Below are 20,071 nucleotides of genomic sequence, written 5' to 3' on the forward strand. Positions count from 1 at the left end.
CCCCGTCGAGGAGGATCGATGAGAATCGCACTGATGGCCACCTGCCTGGCGGACGTGATGGCCCCCGATGTGGCCCGCTCCACCGTCGAGCTGCTGGAGCGGCTCGGCCACGAGGTCGTGTTCGACAAGCGGCAGACCTGCTGCGGACAGATGCACACCAACACCGGCTACTTCCGCGAGGCCGCGCCCGTGGTCCGGCAGTTCGTGGACGTTTTCGAACCGCAGCTGGAGGACGTGGACGCGATCGTGATGCCGTCGGGCTCCTGCGCCGGCGCCGTCCGCGACCAGCACGCCCTGGTGGCCCGCCGCGCCGGTGATGCCGACCTCGAGGAGCGCGCCGGCCGCGTCAGCGCGAAGACATACGAACTGTCCGAACTGCTCGTGGACGTGCTGAAGGTGACCGACGTGGGCGCGTACTTCCCCCACACCGTCACCTACCACCCCACCTGCCATTCGATGCGCTTCCTGAAGGTCGGTCCGCGCCCCCTGCGACTGCTGCGCGCCGTCGAGGGCATCACCGTGGTGAACCTGCCGGAGTCCGACACCTGCTGCGGCTTCGGCGGCACCTTCTCGGTGAAGAACGCGGAGACGTCCAACGCGATGGTCACCGACAAGGCGAACAACGTGGTGAAGTCCGGCGCCGACTTCGTGGTCGCCGGTGACGCCTCCTGCCTGATGAACATCGGCGGCAAGCTCGCCCGGCAGGGGCAGCGGCCACGGCCGATCCATCTGGCGCAGATCCTCAACAGCACGAAGGAGAACCCGTTCGTGCCGTCGTCGACTCTTCTGGGGAGGGCCTCATGACCACCGTGAACCTCGGAATGCCCCGGGTGCGCCCACCGTACGCCTCCGCCTCGTCGGCGCTGATGGGGGCCGACGGGTTCCGCGACGCCGCGAAGGGCGAACTGCAGGACGATCAGCTGCGCGCCAACCTCGCGCACGCCGCCGGAGGCATCCGCACCAAGCGCGCCAAGGCAGTGCGCGAACTGCGGGACTTCCAGCAGCTGCGCAGCGCCGGCAGTGCCCTGAAATGGCACGTCACCGACCACCTCCCGGAGCTGCTGGAGCAGTTCGAGGAGGCGTTCACCGCCGCCGGCGGCACGGTCCACTGGGCGCGCGACGCCGACGAGGCGAACCGCATCGTCACCTCCCTCGTCCGCGACGCGGGCAGTGAGAAGGTGCTGAAGGTGAAGTCGATGGCCACGCAGGAGATCCGCCTGAACGAGGCCCTCGCCGATGCCGGCATCACCGCCGTGGAGACGGACCTCGCCGAACTGATCGTGCAGCTCGCCGGGGACACGCCCAGCCACATCGTCGTGCCGGCGATCCACCGCAACCGTCGGCAGATCCAGCAGCTGTTCCGCGACCATCTCCCGGGCGCGCCCGCTGATCTCGGCGACGACCCGCAGGAGCTGACCGCGGCGGCGCGCCGTTTCCTGCGCGAGCAGTTCCTCGACATGGACACAGCCATCTGCGGCGCGAACTTCGCGGTCGCCGAGACCGGCACCCTGAGCATTGTCGAGTCCGAGGGCAACGGCCGCATGTGCCTGACCCTGCCGTCCACGCTGATCGCGGTGATGGGCATAGAGAAGCTCATCCCCACCTTCCAGGACCTCGAAGTGTTCCTGCAGCTCCTGCCGCGGTCCTCCACCGGTGAGCGGATGAACCCGTACACCACGATGTTCACCGGCACGCGGGCGGCCGACGGGCCCGAGAATCTGCACATCGTACTGCTGGACAACGGCCGCTCCGCGGTCCTGTCCGACCCGCACGGGCGGTCCGCTCTGCACTGCATCCGATGCTCCGCCTGCCTGAACGCCTGCCCCGTGTACGAACGCGCCGGCGGACACGCCTACGGCTCCACCTACCCCGGCCCCATCGGCGCGATCCTCTCACCCCAGATGACCGGGATGGAGGGCGAGGACAATCCGAACGCCACCCTGCCGTACGCATCCTCGCTCTGCGGCGCCTGCTACGACGTGTGCCCCGTGAAGATCAACATTCCTGAGATCCTCGTGCACCTGCGCTCCCGCGATGTCGACGAGCGCGCCGAGGCCGGCGCCAAGCGCAACCAGTGGGATGCGGCGATGGCCGGGGCGTCGAAGCTGATGAGCAGCCCCGGCACCTACGACGCCGTTGTCCGCGCCTCCGCCCTCATCGGCCGCGCGAAGCCCCGCGGCAACTTCTCAAACCTGCCGCTGCCGATGATCGGTGACTGGACGCAGTTCCGCGACCTGCCCGTTCCCCGCGAGTCGTTCCGGTCCTGGTATACGAAGAGGGAGAAGGCTCGGCGCAGCGCCGACGCCTCGAACAAGGAGCAGAAGTGAGCGACGCGAAGACCGAGATCCTGCAGCGCCTGCGCACCGCTCTGGACCAGCCCCGACCGAATCCGATCACCGCGATCGAGGACGTCCCCCGCGACTACCAGGGCCCCGACGCGAAGGCGGAGACCACCACCGGCATCGACAAGGTCCTCGCCGCGCTGACGAAGACCCTCACCGAGTACGGGGCGGGCGTGCAGATGGTGGAGGAGGCCGATGTCGCCGACACCATCGCCGAGCTGCTCGATGAGGGCGCCGTCGCCGTGCACGCCCCTGACCTGCCGGAGGCGTGGCTGCCGTCCGCGCAGGCGCAGCTGGTGGCGGACCACGGCTCGTTGGACGCCCGCTCCCTCGATGATGTGGACGCCGTCATCACCGGCTGCCACACCGCCATCGCCATGACCGGCACTCTTGCGCTGAAGGACGACGGCATCGGCGGCCGCCGCATCATCTCCCTCATCCCGGATCATCACATCGTCGTGGTCCGGCCCGAGGACACGGTCGTGGGTGTGCCGGCGTGCGTGCAGCGGATGCGTGAGGATGACCCGTCGGCCGCGTGGACCTGGATCTCCGGCCCCAGCGCCACCAGCGACATCGAACTGGAGCGCGTGGACGGCGTGCACGGACCGCGCCGTCTCGACGTGGTGCTGATCGCCCCGCCCGCGCAGGGCGACCAGGACGCCTCATGACCGGCACTGCTTCCACCCCGTTCACCGGTGAGCTGATCGACCTGGCCGCCGGTGACTACCGCGCCCGCATCGCCGCCGTCGGCGCCGCCGTCCAGTCGCTCACCCTCGCCGGCCGCGACCTCATCCTCCCAGCCCCGGTGGATGCTCCCAACGCGGAGTACCGCGGAGCGCTGGTGGCGCCCTGGCCGAACCGGCTGGCCGACGGGGACTACACGTGGCACGGCGCCGACCACCACGTGCCCGTCACCGAAGCATCCACCCACACCGCCCTGCACGGCCTGACCTGCTTCACCGCCTTCACCGTACGGGAGCGAGCGGCGGATCGAGCAGCGCTTCACCTGGACCTGGTGCCGAGCCCCGGCTACCCGTTCCCGCTCAGCATCGACGTCGAGCACATCCTCCACGAGGAGCAGGGTCTGACCACCCGCGTAACGGCGCACCACATCGACGTCTCCCTCGGGGGCGGCGCACCTGCCCCCTACGGGGTGTGCCCCCACCCGTACCTCGTCGCCGGAACGGATGATGCCGCCTGCTGGTCCCTGGACCTGCCGGCGCGCCGCGTGCTCGCTGTGGATGACCGCAAGCTGCCCGCCGAGCTCCTGCCCGCTTCGGCGCTGTTCGGCGCCGAAGCGGCGGACGGCGCCCTGGCGCTCGCCGACACTGCCCTCGACCATGCGTTCACGGACCTCACCGGGGGCCGGGTCGCTGTCCACTCCCCTGCCGGCACCGGCGCGGCGATCGCCTTCGATCACTCGCGCCTGCCCTGGGTGCAGGTGTACACCTCCGGCACCGCCGTGGCGGTGGAACCGATGACGTGCCCGCCGAACGCGTTCGCGACCGGCACCGACGTGATCGCGATCGATGCGGGAGACACTGTCCTGCACGAATGGACGATCGACGGCTGGTGATGCGGCGGGCCGACGGCACTCGCCGCCGTCGCCGACGTCAGATCAGCTGCCGTTGGCCGCGTGGTAGGCCTCGCGGATCTCAGCGGCGATGCGGCCGCGGTCGGACACGCGGTAGCCGTTCTCGCGGGCCCACTCGCGGATCTTCGCGGTCTCCTTCGCGGTGGTCGGTGCACCGGAGGACCGGCGTGCACGCCCGCCGACGCGACGCGCCGACGCGATCCACAGTCCGAATTCGCGGTGGAGCTTGTCCACGTTCTCCTCGGACAGATCGATTTCGTAGTTCACGCCCTGAAGCGAGAAGTTGATGGTGTCCACTGCCTTGGAGCCGTCGATGTCATCGATGAGCTCCACAATCGTCTTACGTGCCACAGTCGTCATTCCTTTGCGCAGGGGATCGTCTAACGCCCCCAGGCTATTCCCTCACCTAGTGAATATCAAGAATAGAGGTGAACAATTCGCTGAATGAATGGCGATCTATTCGGATGCGGTCTATTCTCGCCCTTCAGGCGCCGGGCTCTGAGACGACGAATCGGGTGAACCGTGATGGAGCTCCCATTCGCGTTCCGCTTCCCGCTCCGCGGCGCGCTGACCGCGGTCCGCGCGGACGATCGACCGCAGCACGAACCAGAACAGCAGGCCCACACCGATCGACGGCACCAGGGCCCCGAGCTCGAACCAGATGTCCATCGTCACTTCACCAGCGGGAACAGGATCGTCTCACGCACACCCAGGCCGGTGAGCGCCATCAGCAGTCGGTCCATGCCCATGCCCATGCCGCCGGTGGGCGGCAGCGCGTACTCCATCGCCTCGAGGAAGTCCTCGTCCAGGCGCATCGCCTCATCGTCGCCCTGAGCCGCCAGGCGGGCCTGCTGCTCGAAGCGCTCACGCTGCACCACCGGGTCGATCAGCTCGGAGTAGGCGGTGGCGAGCTCGAAGCCGCGCACATACAGGTCCCACTTCTCCACCACGCCGTCCTTCGAGCGGTGCGCACGAGTCAGGGGCGAGGTCTCCGTCGGGAAGTCCATCACGAAGGTCGGCTCATACAGGTCGTCCTCGGCGAGGTGCTCGAACAGCTCCTCCACCAGTTTGCCGTGGCCGTACTTCGGGTGGTCGAGATCCAGGTCGAGCTCGCGGGCGATCGCGCGCAGCTCATCGACAGTCGTGGACGGGGTGATGTCCCGACCCAGCCTTTCGCTGACCGTTTCGTACATGCCGATGCGCTTCCATTCACCACCGAAGTCGTATTCGGTGCCATCGGCCAGGGTGACGGTGGTGGAGCCGAAAGCGTCCAGAGCGGCCTGCTGCACGAGATTCTGCGTCAGGTCCGCCATCGTGTTGTAGTCGGCATAGGCCTGGTAGGCCTCGAGCATGGAGAATTCCGGGGCGTGAGTGGAATCGGCGCCCTCATTGCGGAAGTTGCGGTTGATCTCGAAGACCTTCTCCATTCCGCCGACGACTGCGCGCTTGAGGAACAGTTCGGGTGCGATCCGCAGGAACAGTTCCATGTCGTAGGCATTCATATGCGTCACGAATGGGCGGGCGGCGGCGCCCGATGGAACGGCCTGCAGCATGGGGGTCTCCACCTCCATGTAGCCGCGGTTGTGGAAGTTGTTGCGCAGCGACCACATGACATCGGCGCGCAGCTTCGCGGTGGCCCGAGCCTGCTCGCGGACGATCAGGTCCACGTAGCGGCGGCGCACCCGCGACTCCTCGGAGAGGTCGGCGAACAGCACCGGCAGGGGCCGCATCGCCTTGGCGGCCATGGTCCATTCGGTGGCGAACACGGACAGCTCGCCGCGACGGGACTTCCCGATCGGGCCTTCGAAGAACACGTGGTCGCCGAGGTCCACATCGGCCTTGTACTGGGCGAAGCGCTCCTGACCCACCTTCGCGAGGGACAGCATCACCTGCAGGCGTTCGCCGGAACCGGCCTGGATGGTGGCGAAGCACAGCTTGCCGGTGTTGCGCTGGAAGACGACTCGGCCGGCGACGGCGACGACCGTGTCGGTCTCCTCGCCGTCCTCGAGGTCGGCGTACGTCGCCCGCACGTCCTCGATGGTGTCCTTGACCGGCACGGAGACGGGGTACGCCTCCTCCCCGCGGTCCAGGAGTCGCTGCCGCTTGGCGCGGCGCACACTGATCTGGTCGTTGGTGCTCTCTGCTTCTGCCTGGGGGGCGTTCTGGTCAGTCGTCATGGGGTCATTGTCTCAGCTTCCCCGAGCGGACCCATGCAGGGGTGAGCGACGCGGCACGGTGAGTGTGCGCACCTTCACCCGCCGCGCACCGAGTGGTCAGGTGCCGACGGTGATCTCAGCGTTGTCGAGCAGGCGCACGCCCTGCACCCGCGCCGCGACGATCACGACCGCGTCCCCGGTGAAGGACGAGTCGATCGGCTCGAAGGTGGCGGGGTCGACCGCTTCGGCGTAGTCCCACTGGACGTCAGTGCTGCTGGTGGCGCGCGCCTGTTCGAGAGCGTGCAGCAGCTCGGGGGCCGGCATCCGTCGGCCGCTCAGATCCTTCAGCAGGCCGGACAGAGCCAGCGCGTGCCAGCGTCCGTCCTCGTCGAGGTAGGCGTTGCGGGAGGAGCGGGCGAGGCCGGAGCCCTCCCGGGAGATGGGGGCGGGGATGATGTCGACGGGAACGTTGAAGTCCCGGACGAGGCGGCGGATGACGGCGAGCTGCTGCGCGTCCTTCTGCCCGAACACGGCGATGTCGGGCCGGATGATGATGAACAGCTTCAGCACCACGGTGGCGACGCCGTTGAAGTGCCCCGGGCGCATGGCGCCTTCGAAGACGGTGCCGATGCGCCCCACGTCCACCTGGAACGGCTCCTCGGCGGGGTACATCTCCTCGGCGCTGGGGGCGAAGAGGTAGTCGGCGAGGCCGTCGACCTTCGCGAGGTCGCCGTCGAGGTCGCGGGGGTAGCGGTCGTAGTCCTCGTTCGGACCGAACTGCAGGGGATTGACGAAGTCGGAGACGATGAGGACGTCGGACTGCTCGCGGGCGCGGCGCATCAGGGTGAGGTGCCCGTCGTGCAGGGAGCCCATGGTGGGCACGAGGCCCACCCGGCCGGTGAGGGAGGCGCGGATGTCGCGCATCTCGGCGATGGTGGTGATCAGGCGGGTCACTCGGGGTCCTCCGTGGTGTCTGTTCCCGTGGCGGGGTCGGTGTCGGCGAGCAGCCGGGCGATGGTGCGCTTCTTCGGCTCGTCCAGGTCGGTGAGGGCGAGCGCGCCGGCGGCGAGGGCCCGGTAAGTGCGGTCCACCTCCGGGCGGCGCATCTCTCGGATGGCGTCGAGGTGCTCGCCGACGGTGCCGGCGTCTCCGCGCATGACGGGCCCGGTGAGGGCGGCGGGGCCGGTGCGGAGGGTCTCCTCGAGTGCGGCGTGCAGCAGCGGGGAGACGAGACGGGCGGGGTCCTCCACCCCGAGCTCGTCCAGGATGGACAGCACCTGGTTGACCAGGACGACGAGGTGGTTGGAGCCGTGGGCGAGGGCCATGTGGTAGGCACCGCGGTCCGCTTCACCGATCTCCACGGGTTCGCCCTCCATCTCGACGACGAGCGCTTTGGCGATCGGCAGGAACATGGGGGCGGCGGTGACGGCCCAGGGGCAGCCGATGAGGCGCTTGAGGTCGAGGGACATCCCGGTGAACGTCATCGCGGGGTGAAGGGCCAGCGTGATCGCGCCCTTCTCCTGCAGGGGCTTCAGCACCTCGATGCCGTAGCGGCCGGAAGTGTGGGCGATGATCTGACCGCCGGGAACGACCCCGGCGGTCGCGAGTCCTTCGGCGAGGTCGGCGAGGGCGTCGTCGGGCACCGCGAGGACCACCAGTTCGCTTCGTTCCAGGATGGTGGGCGCATCGAGGATGGGGATGCCGGGCAGCAGGTCGTCGGCGCGCTGCCGGGAGGCGTCGCTGACGGCGGCGACCCCGGTGATGGCGTGACCGGCGGCGCGCAGCGCGGAGCCGACGACGGCGCCGACCCGACCGGCGCTGATGATGCCGACGCCCATGCGGTGTCCTGGTGTGCTCACGCCTCCACGGTAGCGCGCGCACCGGACCGGCGGGGACGCGCCCACTGCTCGCGGTGAGCGAGACGACGCCTCGTCGCCGCATCGTTGTGCAGGACGGGCAGGAGCCGCAGGGCGTCAGCGGTCGGCAGGGTGAGCACCTCGGAGTCGTCGGCAGTGGTGACCCTGAGCGGCAGGAGCCCGATGCGGCGGTCGATGGGGCCCTCGAGGGCTTCGACCGTCTGGATCCGGTCCCGGGGGATGATGCGGATCCGCTTGACGAGGGTTCCGCTGCGCACCAGCACAGCATGGGGCGTCAGCATGACGCTGGTGAACCGGCGTCCGAGCGGGAACAGCCAATGGTCGGGGCGGATGCCGGGCAGCTCGGCGGCTGGGACGCGCAGCATGCGGGTGAGCATGGCGACGTCGTCCTCGGCGGAGGTCTCGGCAGCAGCATCCGCAGCGACATCCTCCGGGCCGGGGCCGCCTGCGCCCCATGCTTCAGGGGGAATGGGGAGGCCGACGGGTGCCAGCATGTGGTCGATGCTGCGCACCAGTTCATCGCCGGTGCCGACGGGAAGGATCGCGCCGTTCTCGTCGTCGTCCTCCGCTCCGGCGGTGGCCACATCCATCTGCACCCAGGCGGGGTCCCGCCACAGGAGGGGCTGGCGCAGGGTGGCGGTCTGGATCCGGTCAGCGGAGAGGTTGTCGGAGCGGGTGGTGAACAGGCCGCGCCGGGCGCGCAGGCCGGCGTCGGTGGAGCGGGAGGTGAAGCCCCAGCCCTTTTCGATGCGGTCGAGGATCAGCTTCGGTCCGGCGATGACCGCGGTGAGAACCGGGATCAGCGCGCGCATGCTGAATCCGTCGAGGACCATCGCCGTGATGGGGCCGATGGCGACCAGCACGGTGAGAATCGGCACGAACCACATGAACGGGTCGCGCATCAGTGCGTGCAGGAGCCGCTGGGTGGGGATCTGCGCGAGCAGGGTGCCGGTGGTGACGCCGTCGAGCAGGGTGCCGCGGATCCGGTCCGCGGTGCTGGCCTGCTCCTGCTCCTCGGGATCGGTGCCCGGCAGCTCCGGCGCCGACTCGGCATCGGCGTCGTCGGAGGACGAAGCCGCGATCTGCAGGATCCGTCGGCGCACCTCCTCCGCGCGGGCGGAGGAGAGGTAGGTGAGGTCCAGGTGGGAATCGCCGCCGCCGACGAGCTCCACCCGCACCTTCGCCAGACCCAGCAGGCGCGGAACCAGCGGCCGGTGGATGGAGACGGAGTCGATGCGTCCGCGGGGCGCGGTGCGGCGCGTGGTGGTGATGAACCGGGACCGCAGGAAGACCCCGTCGGGCACCACAGCGTAGGCGGTGAGGCGCCACCTGATGAACGACCCGGCGACGAACAGCAGAACGATGCACGCGAGGATGCCGAGGGCGATCAGCAGGCGGGTGAGGGTGAACTCGTCGATCAGCTCGCTGATGTTCTGTGCGGTGAGGATCGCGATGGCGCCGGCCACCACCTGCCAGCCCGTCAGCAGCGGGGTGAGCGGGTGCAGGCGCTGGAACTCGGTGTCCGGCGGGTCCTGGCGCTGCTCGGCGAGCTGCTCCGGAGTGTCCGGGGCGGTTTCCTCGGCCATCACAGCGCCGCCATCTGCTCGGCGGCTTCGCGCAGGATCACCGCGCGCAGATGCTCGGACTGCGCCTTCTCCAGGCCGGGGATGGTGATGTCGCTTCCGGCGGTCTTCACCGTGATGGTGGACAGGCCGTAGCGGCGCTCGATGGGTCCCTCGTCGATCTCGATGTCCTGCACGCGTCCGAACGGCACCGCCTCGATGCTGCGGAACATGATGCCGGTGCGCAGCAGAACGTCGTGCTCGCGGACCGCGTAGGCGATGGCGCGGGTGCGTCGACCGAGCAGCAGAACGGACTGCGCCACCAGCAGGTAGAGCGGAAGCGCGAACAGGTGGGTCCACCAGGGCCACTCGAGCCAGGCGCACAGGACGTTCCAGCCTGCGGCGGGAGCGAGGACGATCAGCCACCAGATGAGGCCGGAGACGCGGCGGGCGGCGAGGAGCTTCGGGGACACGGGCGTGAGGGTGTGGTCCTCGCCCGGGAGGGGGATCGCGGAGCGGGTCATGCGGCCATCATGTCACCGCTGACGGCGGCTCCCCTCCTCCGATGGTCGAAGAGAGTGCCGACGTGCGTCGCTCAGGCCGGTGGGGCGTCCGAGACGGTGGGTGAGGGCCCCTCTGTCTCGGCGTCGCCCTCCTCCGGCGGCAGCTTGCCCCACCGTTCAGCTATGAATCCGACGATCGCGAGGACGGCGGCGCTGAGAGCGGCGAACCCGGTGGGCAGCAGCGCCCCGGTGAGGGTGCCCGTTCCGTTGATCAGCAGGAACACCAGTTCTCCTCCGAAGAATCCGGCGACGAGGGACCCGGTGATGATGGCGGCGCGGGCGAACAGCAGAGTGCGGAACGCGGTCACCATGTCGAGTTCGTGGCGGCGCGGCGCTGCGGTGTGCTCGCGTCGGCGCTCCTCGCATTCCACCATGTAGCGCCGCACCCGCAGCGCGAAGGTGAGGAGGACACCGGCGAGGGCGAGCATGGTGAGACCGGACATCCAGCCCGGCAGCGGCAGCGGCTGCCCGGCGGAGCCCAGCAGGTGGCCGAGGCCGAGCCCGAGAGCGGCGGCGATCAGCAGCAACCAGATCGCCGTGGTGACCGGGGTGGCTCGCACGCGCTCAGCCGTCCTCGGTCGGCGCTGGGGCGCTGTGCGCGGGCCCACCGGCGGGGGCCGACGGGTACCCGACCACCTCGATCCCGGGACGGATGCCGTCCCGGTCCTGGGCATCGGCTAGCAGATCCGGCACTCCGCGGCTGCGGCCCGGCAGGGTGATGGGTGTGCCGAGGCGCTCCTCGAGGTCAGCGAGGGGATGCAGCACGAATGCTCGCTCGTGGGCGCGGGGGTGCGGGAGGGTCAGCGCCGGGTCGTTCAGCTGGAGCTCACCCCAGGTGATGACGTCGACGTCCAGGGTGCGCGGTCCCCAGCGGACGATGCGCCGGCGCTGCGCGACCTGTTCGATGTGCTGGGCGAGGTCGAGCAGCTGCCATGGGCTGAGGGTGGTGTCCACGGCGATGGCGGCGTTGAGGAAGCTGTCCTGCTCCACCCCGCCGACGGGGTCCGTCTCGATTGTGGCGGACGCGGCCACCAGGTCGATGCCGTGGGCCCGTTCCAGCTCCTGCAGCGCCAGCTGCAGGTAGGCCCCGCGGTCCCCCAAGTTGGAGCCGACGGCGAGGATCGCCCGCACCGGTGGGGCGTCCCGCTGGATCTGCACGAACACGGTGTCGAAGCGCATGTCGATCGGCGCGGTCGGTTTGCTGATCCGCACCATGCAGGAGCGCACCATCGGGTGCTCTGCATGGATCCGCTCGGCGATGCGCGCCGCCAGTGCTTCGATGAGGTCCACGCTCGGGGAGTCGATGACGTCCTGGATGATCGCGGCGACGTCCGCGTAGGACACGGTGCGGTCCAGCGCGTCATCACGACCGGCGGAGCGGGTGTCCACCGACAGTCGGCAGTCGACGCGGAAGTCGTGGCCGTCGATCTTCTCCTGCTCCAGGACGCCGTGCGGGCCGTGAACGGTGAAGCCGTCCATGCCGATGACGTCCAGGGCCTCCGGCCGCCAGGCCGGCACCCCGTGGGAGAGGATCTGTTCACTGTTCAGCTCAGGCATCGGCGCCTCCGGCGACCTCGGCGGCACGGTGGGCCGACGGGTACTCGCCGTCGGCCAGGTGCGCATTGAACCCGTCGGCCTCCCCCACGCGGCCCTGCAGGGCGCTGACCACGCGGATGCCGGCGGCGGTGGCTGCGGCATCGTGCACACGCACCGCCCAGGTGCCGCGGGCGGCGCACAGGGTGGAGATCGCCGCGGTGGCGGCGTCGCGGTCGCCGCCGAGGGCGGTGACGAAGCGCTTGCGGGACACCCCGACCAGCAGCGGCAGGCCCAGCTGCTCCAGAACGGCGAGCTCGCGCAGCAGGTCCCAGTTCTGCCGCCCCTTCTTCGAGAACCCGAATCCGGGGTCGAGGACGAGGGAGCCCTCCTCCACACCGGCGTCGCGGACGCGGTCGATCTGCTCGGAGAGTTCGCGGGCGACATCGCGAGCGACGTCCTCGTAGTCGGTCATGGCGTTCATGACGTCGCTGTGGCCGCGCCAGTGCATGCCGATGAACACCGGCGGGGCGCTGAGAGAGGTGCGCGCTGCGGCCACCACCGGTGCCATCTGCTCATCGGCGAGACCGGCGGAGACGTCGTTGACGATGAGGGCGCCGGCCTTCACGGACTCCTGAGCGACGGATGCGCGCATGGTGTCCACGCTGATCACGATGCCGCGCTCAGCGAGATCGCGGACCACGGGAATCACGCGGCGCAGCTCTTCGTCCTCGGTGACGCGCTCACCGCCGGGGCGGGTGGATTCGCCGCCGATGTCGATGATGTCGGCGCCGTCGGCGATGAGCTTCTCAGCGTGGGCGACCGCGTCACCGCGCTCGTTGTGGGCTCCGCCGTCGGAGAACGAATCCGGCGTCACGTTGAGCACGCCCATGGTGAGGGTGCGCCCGGCGTGCATCATCGCCTCCGGCAGTCCCTGCGGGGACGTCCAGGCGGGCGCCGATGCGGCATCGAGGAAGCCCGGCATCAGCGGCTGACCTGGCTGGTGATCAGCGACATCGCCTCTGCGCGGGTGGCCTCTTTCTTCAGCTGGCCGCGCACGGCGCTGGTGACGGTGGCCGAACGGGGCGAGCGGACGCCGCGCATCGACATGCACATGTGCTCGGCCTCCATCACCACGATCGCCCCGAGGGCGCTGATCTCCGACATGATGGCGTCCGCGATCTGGCTCGTAAGGCGCTCCTGCACCTGCGGGCGCGCCGCGTAGCCCTCGACCACGCGGGCGAGCTTCGACAGGCCCACCACCTTCCCGCTGGGGCCGGGGATGTACCCAACGTTCGCGGTGCCGTGGAACGGCAGCAGGTGGTGTTCGCACATCGAATAGAACGCGATGTCGCGGATGATGACCATCTCGTTGTGCTCAACATCGAACTGTCGCGCCAGGTGCTCCTTCGGGTCCTCGTGGAGGCCGCGGAACACTTCGGCGTACATGCGGGCGACCCGACCCGGGGTGTCCAGGAGTCCGTCGCGCTGGGGGTCCTCACCGACGGCGGCGAGGATCTCCTTCACCGCTGCTTCGATGCGGTCGAGGTCGACCGGCGACTCACCGGGGTTCGGGGTGCTCGGCTCGGTGGTCACGCTCACGCTCCTGGGATCGGGGGCTCGTCGCCGCCGGGCTGCGGCAGCTCGGGTGGGGTGGGGCTCAGCGGTTCGCCGGCGCCCTTGTTCTCGGTGCCGTCAGGCTCGCCGCTGATCTGCCCGGGTGCGCCGCCCACGAGGGGCTCGTGGAACACGGGCCGGGTGGAGGAGGACTGCCAGACCTCGCGCGGCGCGCGCTTCTTCACGTTCGCGAAGATGTCCGCGAGCTGGTGCTCGTCCAGGGTCTCCTTCTCCAGCAGCTCCTCCACGAGGCGGTCGAGGACATCGCGGTTCTCGCGGATGATCTGCCAGGCCTCATCGAGGGCGTTGTCGAGCAGGCGGCGGATCTCGTTGTCGATCAGCTCCGCGGTCTCCGGGGAGTAGCGCGGGCCCTGGCCCTGCTGCATGCCGACGAACACTTCGTCCTGGTCGCTGGCGAGCGCCACCTGGCCCACCACATCGCTCATACCGAGCTGGGTGACCATGGTGCGGGCGATCTTCGTGGCGTTCTGCAGGTCCGAGCTGGGGCCGGTGGTGACGTCGTGGAAGATGCCCTCCTCCACGGCGTACCCGCCCATCGCGTAGGCGAGGCGGTCCAGCAGCTCATTGCGGGACTGGTAGTTGCGGTCCTGGGTGGGGACCACCATCGTGTAGCCGCCGGCGCGGCCGCGCGGCAGGATCGTCACCTTCGTGACGGGGGCGGAGTTGTTCAGCGCCGCCGCCACGAGCGCGTGGCCGCCCTCATGGTAGGCGGTCATCTGGCGCTCGCGCTCCGTCATGACCTTCGAGTACCGCTGCGGACCCATGGAGACGCGGTCGATCGCCTCGTCCAGGGCGCGGTTGTCGATGATCTGGTTGCCGCTGCGGGCGGTCAGCAGCGCCGCCTCGTTGAGGACGTTCGCGAGGTCAGCGCCGGACATGCCGATGGAGCGGCGAGCGATGTTCTCGAAGTCGATGTCATCGGCGAAGGGCTTGCCCTTGGCGTGGACCTGGAGGATCTTCAGGCGGCCCTTGAGGTCGGGCGCCTCCACTGCGATCTGGCGGTCGAAGCGGCCGGGGCGCAGCAGCGCCGGGTCGAGGATGTCCACGCGGTTGGTGGCAGCGATGAGGATGACGTTCTGGTTCTCCTCGAAGCCGTCCATCTCCACGAGCATCTGGTTCAGGGTCTGCTCGCGCTCGTCGTGACCGCCGCCCATGCCGGCGCCGCGGTGGCGACCGACGGCGTCGATCTCATCGATGAAGATGATGGCGGGGGCGTTCTCCTTCGCGGTGGAGAACAGGTCGCGCACGCGCGAGGCGCCGACGCCGACGAACATCTCCACGAAGTCCGAACCGGAGATGGAGTAGAACGGCACGCCCGCCTCACCGGCGACGGCCTTGGCGATGAGAGTCTTACCCGTTCCCGGCGGGCCGTACAGCAGCACGCCCTTGGGGATCTTCGCCCCGACGGCCTGGTAGCGCTCCGGGGAGACGAGGAACTGCTTGATCTCGTCGAGCTCCTCGACCGCCTCCTGGGCACCGGCGACGTCCGCGAAGGTGACCTTCGGGGCCTCCTTGTTGAACAGCTTCGCCTTGGACTTGCCGAACTGCATGGCGCGGCCGCCGCCCTGGGCGTTCATGATGAGGAACCAGAACAGGCCGAGGAACAGCAGCAGCGGCAGGACGGAGAAGGCGAGGGTGGACAGCCAGGACGACCGCGCGATCTCGTCGGTGTAGCCCTTCTTCGGGGCGGCGTCCTCCACGGCCTTGACGACGGCGTCACCGCGGGCGGTGACGTACGGGAACTGGACCTTGGTGCCCTTGTCCTCGAACTCCTCGGTGAGGACGAGGTTCACCTGCTGCTGGTTGCCGTCGATGATCTCGGCCTGCTCGACCTTCTTGGAGTTCAGCAGCTCCAGGCCCTGCTGGGTGTCGATCTTCTGGTACCCGCCGGAGCCGAAAAGGCTGAACAGGAGGAAGGCGAGCACCGCGAGGGCGATGATCGCAACCGCCGCGGATGGGACGCGGGCCTTCTTTTTCTTTGCCATAGATGAAATGCGCTATTCCGATTCGTGGATGATGATGGGGCTACGGTAGCCGCCCGTGCTGGGCTCTGGCGAGTGGGATCAGTCCGTGTACGCCGAGGGCTTGAGAACCCCGATGTACGGCAGGTTCCGGTACTGTTCTGCGTGATCCAGGCCATAGCCCACAACGAACTCGTTGGGGATGTCGAAGCCGCAGAAGCGGGCGTCGATGTCGACCTTGACGGCGTCGGGCTTGCGCAGCAGGGTGCAGATCTCCACGCTCTTGGGGCCGCGAGAGCGGAGGTTGGCGATCAGCCAGGAGAGGGTGAGCCCGGAGTCGATGATGTCCTCGACGATGAGGACGCGCCGACCGGTGATGTCCGCGTTGAGATCCTTGATGATGCGGACCACGCCGGAGGACTTGGTGCCGCTGCCGTAGGAGGACACGGCCATCCAGTCCATGTCGATCGGCAGGTCGATGCGGCGGGCGAGGTCGGCGACGATCATGACGGCGCCCTTGAGCACGCCGACGAGCAGGGGCGGCTCATCCTGGTACGCCTCCGCGATCTCGCGGCCGAGCTCGGCCACGCGGTCGGCGATCTGCTGTTCGGTCAGCAGGATGCTCTGCACATCCGGATGGTGGTCCTGGCTGGTCACGAAGGCCTCCGCTGGGTCGCTGCTGGGTGGGTGGTCACGAACAGGATGGCCCCGTTGGACCGATGCACATCGATCCTACCGGGTAGCGGGATCGGGCCCTGACCGCGGTATGCGGACAGCAGGGAGTCGGCGGCGAGCACCTGCCGGCGCAGGATCGACTTGTCCGACGGGTGCCCGCCGAGGCGGGCGGCCTCCACAGCGGCGAGCTTCAGCACCCGGGTGCGCAGGGCCCGCGCCAGCGGCGCGAGCGCGGTGGCGCTGAGGGCGAGCACGGTGCCGTCGGGGTCCTCGGCCGACGGATGCCGGCGAGCAGCGGTGAACTCCTCGGCGGCGAGGTCGTCGAGGACGTCGGCGTCATCGCGCAGGAGGTCCGCTGTGCGCACGAGCGCGGAGGTGACGTGCTCGCCCAGCACCTCCTGCAGTTGCGGCAGCGCGGCGGTGCGCACGGCGACGCGCAGCAGGTCCTGGTCCTCGTTCATGGGGTCGTCCCAGATGTCGAGGTCGAGCTGGTCGCAGATGGCGCGGGTGTCCTTGCGCCACAGCCCGGTGGTCTCATCGCGGCCGGTGCCGAGGAAGGGGCGGAGGATGCGGCCGCGCTCACGGGGAATGCCGGCCAGCGAGCGGGCGCCGGAGCCGCGGGCGAGCCCGAGCAGCACCTGTTCGGCCTGGTCGTCGAGGGTGTGGCCGAGCAGGACGGCGAGGGCCCCGGTGGCGTCGGCGATCTCATCGAGGGCGTCGAGGCGGGCGGTGCGGGCGCTCTGCTCCACTCCCCCGGGCGCATCCCGGTCGACCTGCACCCGTCGGACGGTCACCTGGTCGGCGCCGACTCGTTCGGCGGTGGTGCGGGCGCGCTCCGCCACGGAGGCGGAGTCGTCGGCGAGGCCGTGGTCGATGATGACGGCGTGAGTGCTCAGACCCAGCTTCCGGGCGCACCAGACGGCGGTGGCGAGCAGAGCAGTGGAGTCCGCGCCGCCACTGAGGCCGACGATGATGCGGGCGGAGGCGTCCGCCTGGTCGTCGTGGAGCGCGTGGTCGGTGCGGTCGGCGAGGTCGGTGAGGCGCTGCAGGAGTGCGGCGCGGACCGCTGTGCGGGCGCGGGCGATCTGCGGCGGCGGTCCCGCCATCAGGACTGCTCGCGGATCATCAGGGCGGCGGTGGTGTCCACGGCGGCGCGGGCGGCGTCCGCGTCCGCTCCGTCGAAGCCGTACACGACGATGGAGAAGCCGACCACGCGGCCGTCGGCCAGGGTGGTGATCCCGGTGAGGGAGGAGGTGCCGGCGAGGTACCCCGTCTTACCGCGGACGATGCCGCGGGCGTCGGTGACGGAGGAGGCTTCGAAGCGGTCGGCGAGGGTGCCCTCGAGCCCGCTGATGGGGACGAGGGTGAACACTTCGCGCACCGGGTCGGGGGCTTCGCCGGTGGACCAGGCGTTGAGTTCGGCCAGCAGACGCGGTGGGATGCGGTTGTCGGCGGAGAGGCCGGAGTTGTCGGCGATGCGGAGCCCGTCGGCATGCAGGCCCTCGTCGCGGGCCAGCAGAGTGATGTCCTCCTGGACGGCGTCGCGGGCGCCGGCAACGGTGGTCGGCTTGCCCTGCTCGGCGGCGACGAGGCGGCCGAGGAGCTCCGCGGTGGTGTTGTCCGAGTGGATGAGGGTGTGGTGGATGAGGTCGCGGATGGGAGCGGACTGCACCTGGGCGATTTCGGCGGCGTCCTTCGGCACTGCGGCGCGGTTAGGCTCCCCGGTGACGGTGATGCCGTTCTTCTCCAGTTCGGCGCGGAACGCCGTGAGGGCGTCCTCCGAGGGGTTGGTGGACTTCGGTCCGTACGGTTCGCCGTCCAGGCGGCCGCCGTCGACCGCGATCGCGGTGATGGGGGCGACCCACCCGCCGGAGGGACCGTTGCGTCCCCAGGCGGGGTTGACGGGATCGTCGGCGAACGCGGTGTCGTCGAGGTGCAGGGCCACGGATGTGACGCCCTGCTTCTTCAGGTCGTCGGCGGTGGCGCGGGCGAGGTCCGTGATGGAGGCGCGGGAGAGGTCCTCCTTCACCACCGGCTTCGACGCCGCGGACTCGGTGGTCAGCATCATGTCGCCGCCGCCGCGGAGGAACAGGTCCCCGCCCTTCAGATGGGTGGAGGTCGTCAGCCGGGAGTCCAGGTCGATGTGGCGCGCCGCCGCGACGGACGTGAGCAGCTTCATGGTGGACGCCGGGACGCGTGCGGTGTCGCCGTCGTGCTCCGCGATGGTCTCCCCCGTGCGGGCGTCGACCACGCTGAAGGCGAGGTGGTTGTTGACCACGGGGATCTCGGCGGCGCGCATCATCGCGGCAGTGATCTGGTCGCCGGGCACCGTCGGCTGCACGGCGGGCGCGGACGCATCGGCGCTCGGGTCGGCGTCCCGTGACGCGCTGGCCTGACCTGCGGGAGCGCCCGAGCTGGGGCCGACGGGGGCGATCGCCTGCGGGGCGGGCGGCATCATCGTCTCCGCGGCGGCGGGTGGGTTGACCGGAGGGTGGCCGGAGGCGCGGTCGATCGTGATGACGCCGGGCAGAGCGTCCACGGCGTCGGCCAGTGCATAGAACCCGACGGGGACGGCCAGGCACAGACCCAGAGCTGCTGCGCGCACACTCCGCTTCATCCACTGCCTCCCATCGAACGCGAACCCGTCGGGCATCACAGTAACGGATCGGCGATGCTGCAGGCCGGCTGGGGATCACGGGGGTAGGGTGGACCCAATTGATGCGCCGGCCCCGGGTCGCGCGCCTGAGACCTTTTCCGTTGAGCCAATGGAGTCAGACGTGGAATTCGACGCAACGATCGAGATCCCCAAGGGGAATCGCAACAAGTATGAGGTGGAGCACGGCACCGGGCGAATCCGCCTGGACCGCATGCTCTTCACCGCCACCCGCTACCCGGACGACTACGGGTTCATCGAGGGCACGCTCGGCGAGGACGGCGATCCCCTGGACGTCCTCGTTCTGCTGGAAGAGCCCACGTTCCCCGGCTGCCTGATCCGCTGCCGTGCGATCGGCATGTTCCGCATGCGCGATGAGGCCGGCGGTGACGACAAGATCCTCGCCGTCCCGGTGGAGGACAAGCGCCAGGTGCGCCGTCAGGAGCTGACCGACGTCTCCGAGTTCCACCGCCTGGAGATCCAGCACTTCTTCGAGGTCTACAAGGACCTCGAGCCGGGCAAGAGCGTGGAGGGCGCCCACTGGGAGGGCCGCTCCGCAGCCGAGGCGGAGATCCGCGCCTCCTTCAAGCGCGCCGTGGAAGCGGGCCCTGAGCACTACAACGAGTACACCCCGAAGGAGTTCTTCGAGAAGGACTGATCTCTGACCGGATCACCTGGTCCACGAGGCGGGCCCCCGATTGCACTGTGCAGTCGGGGGCCCGCTCGGCTCTGGGTGTCAGAGCGACGGGCGCTCGTCCTTCTTCGCCCCCTCGATGGTGGTGGTGTGGGCGTGGGAGAAGATCTCACGCGAGGCGTCGATGACGCCCTTGGCCACGGCGCGATTGCCGAAGCCGCCGATCGCCGCGCCGAGGCCGAACGGGGCGAGACGGCCCAGCCACACCCCGCCGAGGCGGGTCGCCGCCCGGCGCTGGATCCACTTCTTCACGCGCTTGTTGACCTGCGCCATGACGAAGTCGGGTGCGATGCCGTCCAGCACAGTGGACCACTGCGCCCCCTGCTTGCCGAGCGCCTTCGCAACGATCTCACTGCCGCGCTCCCCGCCGATGATGCCGAGGGTCACCATGCGGCGGCGCTCCGGATCGGTCATGTCCACCCCGCGCACGCGCGCAACGGACAGGGCGAGGAAGGCGCATGCCTCGGCGAACGCGGCGCCTTCACCGGCGGTCAGCCCGACCGCCAGAGCGGTTCCCACGCCGGGCAGGGCGGCAGTGCCGCCGACGCCGGCGCCGGTCGCGGTGGCGAGGGTGAGGAACTGCTTCTCAACGCGCTGCACGACCTGATCATCGGTGAGCTCGGGGCGCTTGCGGCGGATGCCGTCGATGTACTTGTTCGCCAGCGGCGCCTGCAGGGCGAGCGCACGGTCGATCAGGGCGAAGTGGCGGTCGGCGATCTGGACGCCCGCCTCCTCGGGAGTCGGGATGTCCTTGCCGGCGTTCTTCGCAGCGGCCATGGGGTCTCCTTCCGGTGAGCCCTCTGCATGCCCAAAGGGGCGGGCT

21 protein-coding genes are annotated in these 20,071 nt (G+C 69.7%); 5 read left to right on the forward strand and 16 right to left on the reverse strand.

The genetic code is table 11. The features are described 5' to 3' along the window. Positions 1 to 18: 18 nt before the first annotated feature. The 4 genes from R3I40_RS06155 to R3I40_RS06170 are packed head-to-tail and all read left to right on the forward strand — an operon-like array spanning position 19 to position 3,918. Positions 19 to 804 (forward strand): (Fe-S)-binding protein, encoded by a 786-nt coding sequence (locus R3I40_RS06155; protein ID WP_239374269.1) that lies wholly within the window; start codon positions 19 to 21, stop codon positions 802 to 804. Next, positions 801 to 2,327, forward strand: a complete 1,527-nt coding sequence (locus tag R3I40_RS06160) for a LutB/LldF family L-lactate oxidation iron-sulfur protein (RefSeq protein WP_239374266.1) — start codon at positions 801 to 803, stop codon at positions 2,325 to 2,327. Before R3I40_RS06155 ends, R3I40_RS06160 begins: the two co-directional genes overlap by 4 nt. Next, a complete protein-coding gene (locus R3I40_RS06165) occupies positions 2,324 to 3,010 on the forward strand; it encodes a LutC/YkgG family protein (RefSeq protein ID WP_239374263.1) in 687 nt (228 codons plus the stop codon). The genes R3I40_RS06160 and R3I40_RS06165 overlap by 4 nt, the downstream gene beginning before the upstream one ends. Then, complete coding sequence (locus R3I40_RS06170; RefSeq protein WP_285262187.1) at positions 3,007 to 3,918, forward strand: aldose epimerase family protein; 912 nt, start codon at positions 3,007 to 3,009, stop codon at positions 3,916 to 3,918. The genes R3I40_RS06165 and R3I40_RS06170 overlap by 4 nt, the downstream gene beginning before the upstream one ends. 42 nt (positions 3,919 to 3,960) lie before the next feature. Here the strand turns inward: R3I40_RS06170 and R3I40_RS06175 are convergent, their stop codons facing one another. The 15 genes from R3I40_RS06175 to dacB form a co-directional block, all read right to left on the reverse strand. Then, entirely contained in the window at positions 3,961 to 4,287 is a 327-nt protein-coding gene (locus R3I40_RS06175; RefSeq protein WP_239374258.1) for a histone-like nucleoid-structuring protein Lsr2, read from the reverse strand. Positions 4,288 to 4,407: 120 nt separating this feature from the next. Continuing rightward, positions 4,408 to 4,605, reverse strand: coding sequence for a hypothetical protein (locus tag R3I40_RS06180; RefSeq protein WP_239374256.1), 198 nt, complete (start codon positions 4,603 to 4,605; stop codon positions 4,408 to 4,410). Positions 4,606 to 4,607: 2 nt separating this feature from the next. Then, a complete protein-coding gene (gene lysS, locus R3I40_RS06185) occupies positions 4,608 to 6,113 on the reverse strand; it encodes a lysine--tRNA ligase (protein WP_285262186.1) in 1,506 nt (501 codons plus the stop codon). A gap of 96 nt (positions 6,114 to 6,209) precedes the next feature. Next, complete coding sequence (gene panC / locus R3I40_RS06190) at positions 6,210 to 7,046, reverse strand: pantoate--beta-alanine ligase (protein ID WP_239374252.1); 837 nt, start codon at positions 7,044 to 7,046, stop codon at positions 6,210 to 6,212. After that, entirely contained in the window at positions 7,043 to 7,951 is a 909-nt protein-coding gene (locus R3I40_RS06195; protein ID WP_285262185.1) for a Rossmann-like and DUF2520 domain-containing protein, read from the reverse strand. The genes panC and R3I40_RS06195 overlap by 4 nt, the downstream gene beginning before the upstream one ends. Next, on the reverse strand, positions 7,948 to 9,555 hold the full coding sequence (locus R3I40_RS06200) for a PH domain-containing protein (RefSeq protein ID WP_285262184.1): 1,608 nt from the start codon (positions 9,553 to 9,555) through the stop codon (positions 7,948 to 7,950). Before R3I40_RS06200 ends, R3I40_RS06195 begins: the two co-directional genes overlap by 4 nt. Beyond that, on the reverse strand, positions 9,555 to 10,055 hold the full coding sequence (locus R3I40_RS06205) for a PH domain-containing protein (protein WP_285262183.1): 501 nt from the start codon (positions 10,053 to 10,055) through the stop codon (positions 9,555 to 9,557). Before R3I40_RS06205 ends, R3I40_RS06200 begins: the two co-directional genes overlap by 1 nt. Before the next feature lie 71 nt (positions 10,056 to 10,126). Then, the gene (locus R3I40_RS06210; protein WP_183374871.1) at positions 10,127 to 10,654 is read right to left on the reverse strand and encodes a DUF3180 domain-containing protein; all 528 of its coding nucleotides are present in this window, start codon (positions 10,652 to 10,654) and stop codon (positions 10,127 to 10,129) included. A gap of 4 nt (positions 10,655 to 10,658) precedes the next feature. Further along, complete coding sequence (gene folK / locus R3I40_RS06215) at positions 10,659 to 11,651, reverse strand: 2-amino-4-hydroxy-6-hydroxymethyldihydropteridine diphosphokinase (protein WP_285262182.1); 993 nt, start codon at positions 11,649 to 11,651, stop codon at positions 10,659 to 10,661. Continuing rightward, positions 11,644 to 12,612 carry a dihydropteroate synthase gene (folP, locus tag R3I40_RS06220; RefSeq protein ID WP_285262181.1) on the reverse strand — a complete coding sequence of 323 codons (969 nt, stop codon included), beginning with the start codon at positions 12,610 to 12,612 and terminating at the stop codon, positions 11,644 to 11,646. The genes folK and folP overlap by 8 nt, the downstream gene beginning before the upstream one ends. Next, complete coding sequence (gene folE / locus R3I40_RS06225; RefSeq protein WP_239374238.1) at positions 12,612 to 13,223, reverse strand: GTP cyclohydrolase I FolE; 612 nt, start codon at positions 13,221 to 13,223, stop codon at positions 12,612 to 12,614. Before folE ends, folP begins: the two co-directional genes overlap by 1 nt. 2 nt (positions 13,224 to 13,225) lie before the next feature. Further along, entirely contained in the window at positions 13,226 to 15,250 is a 2,025-nt protein-coding gene (ftsH, locus tag R3I40_RS06230) for an ATP-dependent zinc metalloprotease FtsH (RefSeq protein WP_183374877.1), read from the reverse strand. A 78-nt stretch (positions 15,251 to 15,328) separates the two neighbouring features. After that, the gene (gene hpt, locus R3I40_RS06235) at positions 15,329 to 15,883 is read right to left on the reverse strand and encodes a hypoxanthine phosphoribosyltransferase (protein ID WP_259923417.1); all 555 of its coding nucleotides are present in this window, start codon (positions 15,881 to 15,883) and stop codon (positions 15,329 to 15,331) included. After that, on the reverse strand, positions 15,880 to 17,007 hold the full coding sequence (gene tilS / locus R3I40_RS06240) for a tRNA lysidine(34) synthetase TilS (RefSeq protein ID WP_285262180.1): 1,128 nt from the start codon (positions 17,005 to 17,007) through the stop codon (positions 15,880 to 15,882). The genes hpt and tilS overlap by 4 nt, the downstream gene beginning before the upstream one ends. Next, on the reverse strand, positions 17,007 to 18,554 hold the full coding sequence (gene dacB, locus R3I40_RS06245; protein WP_285262179.1) for a D-alanyl-D-alanine carboxypeptidase/D-alanyl-D-alanine endopeptidase: 1,548 nt from the start codon (positions 18,552 to 18,554) through the stop codon (positions 17,007 to 17,009). Before dacB ends, tilS begins: the two co-directional genes overlap by 1 nt. Before the next feature lie 124 nt (positions 18,555 to 18,678). Between dacB and R3I40_RS06250 the strand changes: the two genes are divergently transcribed. Continuing rightward, on the forward strand, positions 18,679 to 19,212 hold the full coding sequence (locus R3I40_RS06250) for an inorganic diphosphatase (RefSeq protein ID WP_285262178.1): 534 nt from the start codon (positions 18,679 to 18,681) through the stop codon (positions 19,210 to 19,212). A gap of 78 nt (positions 19,213 to 19,290) precedes the next feature. Here R3I40_RS06250 and R3I40_RS06255 read toward each other — a convergent pair whose 3' ends face one another. After that, the gene (locus R3I40_RS06255) at positions 19,291 to 20,025 is read right to left on the reverse strand and encodes a hypothetical protein (protein ID WP_285262177.1); all 735 of its coding nucleotides are present in this window, start codon (positions 20,023 to 20,025) and stop codon (positions 19,291 to 19,293) included. Between the last annotated feature and the right edge of the window lie 46 nt (positions 20,026 to 20,071).

Origin of the sequence: Helcobacillus massiliensis, assembly GCF_033106145.1 — a bacterium.
Taxonomy (GTDB): Bacteria; Actinomycetota; Actinomycetes; order Actinomycetales; family Dermabacteraceae; genus Helcobacillus; species Helcobacillus massiliensis.

Excerpts from the sequence above, each read along its gene's own strand:
- R3I40_RS06155 (WP_239374269.1), top strand. The coding sequence starts at position 19 with ATGAGAATCGCACTGATGGCCACCTGCCTGGCGGACGTGATGGCCCCC.
- R3I40_RS06160 (WP_239374266.1), top strand. The coding sequence starts at position 801 with ATGACCACCGTGAACCTCGGAATGCCCCGGGTGCGCCCACCGTACGCC.
- R3I40_RS06170 (WP_285262187.1), top strand. The coding sequence starts at position 3,007 with ATGACCGGCACTGCTTCCACCCCGTTCACCGGTGAGCTGATCGACCTG.
- R3I40_RS06180 (WP_239374256.1), bottom strand. The coding sequence starts at position 4,605 with ATGGACATCTGGTTCGAGCTCGGGGCCCTGGTGCCGTCGATCGGTGTG.
- lysS (WP_285262186.1), bottom strand. The coding sequence starts at position 6,113 with ATGACGACTGACCAGAACGCCCCCCAGGCAGAAGCAGAGAGCACCAAC.
- R3I40_RS06200 (WP_285262184.1), bottom strand. The coding sequence starts at position 9,555 with ATGGCCGAGGAAACCGCCCCGGACACTCCGGAGCAGCTCGCCGAGCAG.
- R3I40_RS06205 (WP_285262183.1), bottom strand. The coding sequence starts at position 10,055 with ATGACCCGCTCCGCGATCCCCCTCCCGGGCGAGGACCACACCCTCACG.
- folK (WP_285262182.1), bottom strand. The coding sequence starts at position 11,651 with ATGCCTGAGCTGAACAGTGAACAGATCCTCTCCCACGGGGTGCCGGCC.
- folP (WP_285262181.1), bottom strand. The coding sequence starts at position 12,612 with ATGCCGGGCTTCCTCGATGCCGCATCGGCGCCCGCCTGGACGTCCCCG.
- ftsH (WP_183374877.1), bottom strand. The coding sequence starts at position 15,250 with ATGGCAAAGAAAAAGAAGGCCCGCGTCCCATCCGCGGCGGTTGCGATC.
- tilS (WP_285262180.1), bottom strand. The coding sequence starts at position 17,007 with ATGGCGGGACCGCCGCCGCAGATCGCCCGCGCCCGCACAGCGGTCCGC.
- dacB (WP_285262179.1), bottom strand. The coding sequence starts at position 18,554 with ATGCCCGACGGGTTCGCGTTCGATGGGAGGCAGTGGATGAAGCGGAGT.
- R3I40_RS06255 (WP_285262177.1), bottom strand. The coding sequence starts at position 20,025 with ATGGCCGCTGCGAAGAACGCCGGCAAGGACATCCCGACTCCCGAGGAG.